7 protein-coding genes are annotated in these 7,695 nt (G+C 62.2%); all 7 read right to left on the bottom strand.

What is annotated here, in order from left to right; translation table 11 throughout:
* The coding region (locus tag H5T60_09245) for an aldehyde ferredoxin oxidoreductase family protein (protein MBC7242615.1) at positions 1-1,567 on the bottom strand (1,567 nt) is incomplete at its 3' end.
* A 34-nt stretch (positions 1,568-1,601) separates the two neighbouring features.
* Positions 1,602-2,975: a DUF362 domain-containing protein gene (locus tag H5T60_09240; protein ID MBC7242614.1), complete on the bottom strand. Its 1,374-nt coding sequence runs from the start codon at positions 2,973-2,975 to the stop codon at positions 1,602-1,604.
* Between the two features lie 136 nt (positions 2,976-3,111).
* Complete coding sequence (locus H5T60_09235) at positions 3,112-3,450, bottom strand: hypothetical protein (protein ID MBC7242613.1); 339 nt, start codon at positions 3,448-3,450, stop codon at positions 3,112-3,114.
* A gap of 8 nt (positions 3,451-3,458) precedes the next feature.
* Positions 3,459-4,562 (bottom strand): GTP-binding protein, encoded by a 1,104-nt coding sequence (locus H5T60_09230; GenBank protein MBC7242612.1) that lies wholly within the window; start codon positions 4,560-4,562, stop codon positions 3,459-3,461.
* On the bottom strand, positions 4,563-4,994 hold the full coding sequence (locus tag H5T60_09225) for a hypothetical protein (protein MBC7242611.1): 432 nt from the start codon (positions 4,992-4,994) through the stop codon (positions 4,563-4,565). It lies immediately after the preceding gene.
* Positions 4,995-5,178: 184 nt separating this feature from the next.
* Entirely contained in the window at positions 5,179-5,823 is a 645-nt protein-coding gene (locus tag H5T60_09220) for a response regulator transcription factor (protein MBC7242610.1), read from the bottom strand.
* 17 nt (positions 5,824-5,840) lie between these two features.
* Complete coding sequence (locus H5T60_09215) at positions 5,841-7,436, bottom strand: GAF domain-containing sensor histidine kinase (protein MBC7242609.1); 1,596 nt, start codon at positions 7,434-7,436, stop codon at positions 5,841-5,843.
* Positions 7,437-7,695: the final 259 nt, after the last annotated feature.

Below are 7,695 nucleotides of genomic sequence, written 5' to 3'. Positions count from 1 at the left end.
AGCTCCAGCCGGTGACCGCCTCGATCAGCGTGCGGGCCAGGTTCTGCATCCCAACGAATCCGCTGAACATGCATAGGCCGGCGCAACTCTCGACCTCAGAATTGGTGGTCAGCAGGACATCCAGGAATCCTGTTCCCTCCGGGATGTACTTGGACGGATCGGGCATCAGCAACTGCATGCCGCCGAGGCCGCCCTTCACATGCCGGCCGGGCGTCGGGTCAAACTGATACGTGCGCGCGTAGCCGGGCGAAAGGCGGGGGTCATGCATAGGCAGTTCAATGCCCTGTACCGTAATCAGGCACTCATGGCCCTTGCCCAGCTCATCTGCCGCGGCGGCAGAGCCCTTGGCCAGCACCTTGCCGATGCCCTTCTGTTCCGCGATGGCCCTGGTCATGGCGACGATGGCCTCGGCGTTGCCCCACTTCAGGTCGATGCCATCCAGCTCCTGCTTGGTCAGGATGCCTTTCTCATAGCATTCCATGGCCCAGGCGATAGTCATGCCGGTGGAAATGGTGTCCAGGCCGTAGCGGTTGCAGATGTCGTTGCAGGCGAAGATGGCTTCCGCGTCCTTGTTGAGGAGCAGGGTGCCAAAGGCAGCCGCGGTCTCGTACTCCGGGCGTTCGGTCGCGCCCCGGATCCATTTGCCGTCCTTGACCTCATAATGGGCGCCGCAGACCAGGGGGCAGTTGGCACAGCCGTAGGGTTTGACCTTGTATTTCGAATCGAGGTTCTGGCCGGCGATGGCGTTGGCGCCGTCCTCGCCGAAATCTATGATGCCCACGCCGGCCCAGTTTTTGACCGGCGTGTCTCCGCTGAGGGCCGAAGGCGCATTAAAGGAGCCAGTGCCGTGCTCATGAAACGCCTTGGCCAGGTCGGAGTTTTTCATGGCGGCGGAAAGGGCACGTTGCACCTCTTTCAGCCGGTCGGGGTAGGCTACAGGCACTTCGCCGGTGCCTCGCACGACCACCGCTTTGAGCTTCTTGGAGCCCATCACCGCGCCCGCGCCGCCGCGTCCGGCGGCGCGATGCTTATCGTTCATCACGGCCGCCATGTACGCGAGCATCTCGCCGGCCGGCCCGATCATAGCTTCCTGGGCATTGGGATCGGTCTCTTTGCGCAGTGCTTCTCGGCCGGCCTCCGAGTCCAGGCCCCAGATGTGCTTGGCGGAGCGGATCTCGGCCTGCCCGTCATGGATCCAGAGATAGACCGGCTCCTTGGCGGCGCCCTTGATGAAGACCCCGTCGAAGCCGGCTTTCTTCAGCTCAGGACCGAAGAAGCCGCCGGAGTTGGCATCGTTCCAGCCGCCGGTGACGGGGGACTTGCAGACCACGATGTAGCGGCCGGTGAACGGGGCGCCGGTACCGGTGAGCAGTCCAGGCACAAAGCCGATCACATTGTCCGGGCCCAGGGGGTCGACGCCGGGTTTCATCATGTTGTAGAGGATGCGGGCACCCAGGCCGTAGCCGCCCAGGAAGTTCTTGTACATCTCCTCGGGGAGCTCCTGCACCTCGATAGAGTTCGTGGACAGATCCACCACCAAAATCTTGCCGATATACCCGCCTTTCATGAGATTCCCTCCTTGTGCTGGCGTGCCCGAGGCGCTACAGCTCGCGCTCGGCGACCTTGCCCTTGGGTTTGACACTCATGTCAACCATGGAGAACTGCAGATCGCGGTGCGTGAATGGCTCCACTTTCCAGTCAAGTTTGTAGTGCTCTTTCCGATGGACCCATCCCCAAGGATTTTCCGGGGTGTACGGCTTCATCCAAAATTCGGTATCGTCCGCCACCGGCGAGGAGATGATGAGCTCGTACTCAGAGGTGCCCAAGCCGTTGTAGATGGCGGAGTTGATCTGCACCCACTGGCTGACGCCGGCGAAGCCGGCGCAGTTGGTGAAGCGCTCCGTGCCCGGCTCGGCGAAGCCCAGCTCCTCGGCCTTGGAGCCGGGGACGACCGCACGTGCCTCCGACATCTCCAGGCAGGCCATGTCAATGGCCACCGGGTCCTTTGAGGCGAATACGCCGAGGTTGTGCACCAGGGGCTTGTCACTCCAATTCACGCAATCGCACCAGGGAGTCAGATCAACGGCATAGGTGACGTAGCCGACCTTGTCCTTGCCGATGGCGTGCACATAGGCGGAGAAGGCATCCGGGATGGTTGCCGCCCAGAGAAGCATGATCTCCGGGGGCGGCTGAATGATGCCGCCGAACAGGCCTGGCCCGAAACAGGCCGCACACATCTGGCATTTCTCTCGGTCGAAGTGCAGGGTGTTGTTTTCCCAGCGGAAGGCGTCGAAGGGGCAGTTCTTCATCAGCCTGTCGATGCCGTTAGGATGGGGTGCCTGTGCCGCGGCCTGCGCGGCCTGTTGGTTGATGCCCCAGTTGCGGATGCCGTACATCGGATGATTCAGCAGGTGGGTGCAGAGCTTACCGCGCTTGGAGCCGCAGCCGATGCCGACGTTTTTGAGGGCGCCGCCGAACACGCCCATCGGGTGCCCTTTGAAATGGGTGAGCACGATCATCGCGTCGAGATACTTGAGGCCTCGGCCCATGTAGGAATGGGTCAGGTACACCCCATGCGGCACTTCTACGCGGACCTCTTCTTCACCGAATTCTCCGTCGCAGATCCAGATGGGACAGCCCAGGGTTTCTTCGGTGAGGCCGTGGCGCGCCGCCGTGCGCAGCATGTCGGTGCGGGTGGCCCGGGAGGAGTATTCGTTGAAGCAAATCGTCGTGCAGTCCACCACGACCGGGTGCGCGCCCAGACGCTGGATTTCCTCCACGATCGAGCGCACGTACTGCGGGCGCAGGCTGAGGGAGTTGCCATGCTCGCCGAAGTGCATTTTGATGCCGACCCAATCCCCCGGGGAAAAGAGTTCGCCCAAGCCGGCATCGCGGAACACCTTGACCGCCTTGAATTTGATGCTTTCCGCCAGGCTGTTGGCCCGGTCGTTCATGAAGAACACTTGGGACGCCATTTTACCCTCCTTGACAATCGCTAGGCATGAACAATCTTACCGAATGGCTCGCTGTCCCGGGGATGGCTTGCTCCGATACCACGTGCTGACTGCCTGGGAATACACTGCACCTCCTTCCTTGCCACCGGGCCTTCGATCAGGTCATGACCTGGGATTTGGTGGCGATGACGCGCGCCAGGTTTTCCAGTTGATAGGCCAGGCCCGCCGCGCTCTCCAGCGCGGCCGCCGGCGTGTCCAGCACTTCCTGCAGGTGCCTGGCCGTGTCCAGGCACTTCTGGGCCATATCCGTGCCCTCCTTGCCGCGCAGCCAAACCTTCTTGCGGCAGGACGCAACCCATTTCTGGGCGCTCTGCAGGTACGATTCCAGCTCCTCGAACTCCTCGGCCGAGTAATGGGGCTTGACCGCCGGCAGTTTTTCCACAAGCTGACCGATGATGACCACGGTCTCTTCGATGAGGTCTCTGCCGTCTGCCACTGTTGATTTCACCCTCCTTTCTCTGATGTTGTGACGCAGGCGCTCAGACCGCGCTGCCACTCCTTTGCCAGTTCGGCGATGCCCTCGCCGATAAACACGATGGTGGTACCGCGCGCTTCATCCGGCTTCCAGAGCCGGTCCGCCTTGGAGTGGAAGGCGGTGCGCACGCACTGGAAGACGAAGCGGTGGTCGTAGCCGGCAAACCACAGCACCCCCTTGCCGCGCAGGATCTTCTTGCCGCTGTGGGTGATGAGGTCGCTGATCCAGGCGTTGACCTTGTCCTTGTCCAATGGGCGGGTTTCGGTGAGCACCACGCTCTGGAAGTCGTCCACAGGTACCTCCTCGTTGTGGCCGTGGGTGTGACGTTGGGCGGCTTCGGGAAGCAGGTCAAAGCCGGGGATGCCGTCGAACAGGTCCACGTCGATGAGGGCCTCGCGGCCGGCCCGGCAGTACAGGGTGTGGTACAGCTTGGCGAGGGGGTTCAGGCGGTACAGCCGGCGCTCCAGCCGGGTGATCTGCTCGGGTGCGGCCAGGTCAATCTTGTTGAGCAGGAGCACATCCGCCAGGCAGACTTGTTCGCGGGCCTTGCGGTACTCGTCCAGGTTCAGCTCGCCGAACTGGGCGTCTACCACCGCTATCACTGCATCCAGCCGGAAGTGATTGCGGATGCGGTCAATGTAGAAAAGCGTGACCATGTACTCCGGGATGTCGAGGCCGCTCGATTCCAGCAGTACGCGGTCGAAATCCACTTCCTGCCAGGAGAATTGGCCCGTGCCAAGACGGTCACAGCGGGAGTACAGGCGTTCCAGGTCCCAGAGGAGCTTGGTCTGGGGGTCAATGAAGATGGAATTGCCGGCGAAAACCTGGACATTGACCGCCTCGTCTTCGATGAGCTCCTGGTCAATGCCCACCTCGCCAAACTCCCGCAGGACCACTTCCACGCGCTCGGCCGGCCGGCGCAGGGAGAGGAGGTGGTTGATGAGGGTGGTCTTGCCGGCGCCCAGGAAGCCAGTCACCAGGGTGACCGGCTTGCGCAGGTGGCGCGCCGGCGGGATGGTGGGGTCCTCACAGCATGCATGGGTGTGCGCTGTCATAGCCAGTACGGAGTCCATTCACTGCCTCCCGGGTTCACCCGATTCGATGAGGGTGGTATTGCTGGCCGGCCTGGTGAGGATCAACCGCACCAGGTCCCCCAGATGCGCGATGGTCATGGTGTGCACGTGACAGATGTCGATGGAATTGTCCTGCAACAGCAGGCGAATGATACGGCAGTGTTTGTGCTTGAGCCGGCGCACCCACTTCCAGAGGCAGGGACAGGATGCAGGTGGGTCTGAGGTGAGCAGAATGACATCGGGCTCCCACTGTAGGATGGTAGCGATAATTTCCTCCGGCGGCTGGCGCGCCTGCAGGACCTTGAGTTCGGCCTGGTCCCCGAGCAGGTCGAACAGGCCCATGGTGAGCATGGTCTCATCCGCCAGCAGGAGGACGCGCGGCCGAGCTGGCGGTAGCTGGTTCTCGGTGGCCGGCGCTGGCTCACGGGCCATACATGTCGCCCCATGCTATGAACGAACGGTCCCGGGCAGAATGAAACGGCGGAGATGGGAGACCCCCTGCGTCCGAGTATATTATAGCGGTACGGCCATGTGGGGGGAAGAGCCGGCCGGCTCAAATATGTTGTCCAGATGGACAAATCGGAATAGTACTTTTGGGCAAAGCGGCGGCGAGGGGTCAGAGCACGTCCTTCACCAGCCCGATGCGTGAGGCGTAAATGGCGGCCTGGATGCGGTTGCGTAGATGGAGCTTGTCCAGGATAGTGCGCAGGTGATTCTTCACCGTGCTCTCGGAAATATACAGCCGGCCGGCGATCTCTTTGTTGGATAGGCCCTGGCCGACCAGGGTGAGGATTTCGATCTCCCGCTCGGAGAGGGTTTCGGTAAGCTCCGCTGGGGCGGCATGCGAGGGAATGGAGCGCTGGAATTCCCGCAGGAGTTTGGCGGCGATGGCGCCGGAAAGGGGCGCCTCGCCGCGCACCACGGATTCGATGGCTTCGAAGAGCTGGTTGACCTTCAGGTCCTTGAGGAGGTAGCCCTCGGCGCCGGCGCGCACCGCCTCGAACAACGCCTCATCCTCTTCCGAGACTGTGAGCATAATGATCTTGATGCGCGGCAGTTCGCGCTTGATCTGGCGAGTAGCCTCCAACCCACTGCATACCGGCATGGCAATATCCATGAGGATGACGTCCGGTTGGGTCTGGCGCGCCAGTTGGACGGCCTCCTCGCCGTTGCCGGCCTCGCCGACGACCTCGATATGGGGGCGGGATGCCAGGGCCGCCAGGACGCCGCGGCGGAACAGCAAATGGTCATCCACCACCAGGACGCGTATGGGCTGGTTCACTGCACACCTCCTCGGCCGGCCGCCAGCGGCAGTTCGAGCGTGAGGCGGGTCCCCTGCCCGGGCTGCGAGAAAAGGGTGATCGAGGCGCTGATGCTGGCGGCACGCTCGCGCATGACCTGCAGTCCGAAGCGCTCTTTGCCGATGGTCTCCATCCGCTCCGGGTCAAACCCCAGGCCATCGTCCTTGACGCAAATTTTGAGGGTATGGGCGTCCTGAGAGAGGCGCAGGCCGATCTGGGTGGCGTTCGCGTGTTTGCGAGCGTTGGTGAGCGCCTCCTGGATGATGCGAATGACCTGCAGACGCTCATGCTCGGAGAGTTGAGCCGAGATCGTCCCTTTCACCTCCAGCGCCACGTCAATGCCGTAAAAGCGTTTCAGGTCCGCCAGGTATTCCTGGAGGGCCGGCAGGAGCGGGGCTTTGCCGCCGGCGCCGGCGACGCGCAGATTAAAGATGATCTCGCGCATGTCCACGTATGCTCTGCTCAACGTCTCCTGCAGATCCACCAACAGGGAGCGGGTTTGGTCCAGGGCGCCCTCGGCGAGCAGTTGCTCCGCCAGAGAAGCCTTCAACTGCATGGCGCCAAGCAGTTGCGCCAGGTCATCGTGAAGCTCCTGCGCCAGGCGGGTGCGCTCCTCGATGATCGCCAGTTGTTTCACCCGCTCGTGAAGCAGGGCGTTGCCCAGCGCCGGCGCCAGTGCCTTGGCCACGTCCACCGCCAGGTTGACCTTCTCCTCGGAAATGGGGGGAGCGGAAGCGGTGGAGAAAAGAAGTCCTACCGCCACCATGCGATCCTCCACGGCGAGCGGGATACCCAACATGGCCCGCACGTTCCACCGTCGGCAGGTCTGGGTGATCTCGTCATCCGGCCCGGACGTGCTTTCCTGGTATACTATCGGCCGGCCGGCGGCAGCCACTTTGTGTGTGAAAAGAGTGTTCAAAAGCGGCAGTGGATACCGCAACGATTCGCGGACATTGGGGTCTTGGGCAGGGGGAAAGGCGTCGATATCGCCCCACAGTATGCCGGCGGTGCGCTCCTCGTTCAGGACATAGAGCATACCGTGTTCGGTGCCAAGGGACGCCTTCAGGCTCTGGATGACCAGGTCAATCTGCTGTTCGACGGAGAGGGTGCGGCTGGCGCGGCGGATGATGTCGAGGACGAAGGCCAGGCGGGAGCGCTGTTCCTCGAGCTGGTGGTTAAGCTGGCCGGCGTAATAATCTACGACCAGGGCGACAAATTTGCGGATGTAATACTGCAGTTCGGGCAGGATGTCGCGGTACAGCGTATCGCCGGCGCCCTGGAGCACCTCTCTGCACAGCGCCTCCTGCAGGAGCAGGCCCGATTCGATCATGTCGCTCAACGGGATGCCCAGCGCCAGGTATTTCCTGCGCGGTTCGTCGAAAATCCAGGCGGGGATGTCCTGTGGGTTATGGATCAGCGAGAGGATGAGTTCGATGGCGACCTGATTGAAGTAGGCAATCTGCTCGATACTGCACTGGCCGTAGCGCGTATAGGGCATCTCGCGCTGGATCAGTTCCGCCCATCGTTGGGCGATGACGTTCCTCTGTTCATTGAGGAGCACTGCGAGATTCATAGGAATCTCCTTGGCTCTGGAGACCTTCCCCGCGGGTGCATGGCCGGCCTCATCTCCGGCCGCGGTCCCGGCGCACAACAGACCATGCGTCTGCGTCTCAGTATATAATATAGGCGTTTCCACAATATGTCAATGTCTGCATCTGCTGACTCTTACCCACTTTCATAGGCGAGAGACCATCGGTAGGTGAAGAGAGCGCGTCTGATCAGTCGGGGCTTGAGGATCCAGGGCATAGCCAAGAGGCGCAGGGCCATCCAGG

The sequence above is a fragment of the Anaerolineae bacterium genome (assembly GCA_014360855.1).
In the GTDB taxonomy this organism is placed as follows: domain Bacteria; phylum Chloroflexota; class Anaerolineae; order JACIWP01; family JACIWP01; genus JACIWP01.
Note: the sequence above shows the minus strand (reverse complement) of the source record. Positions and strands in the feature narration are given on the sequence as shown.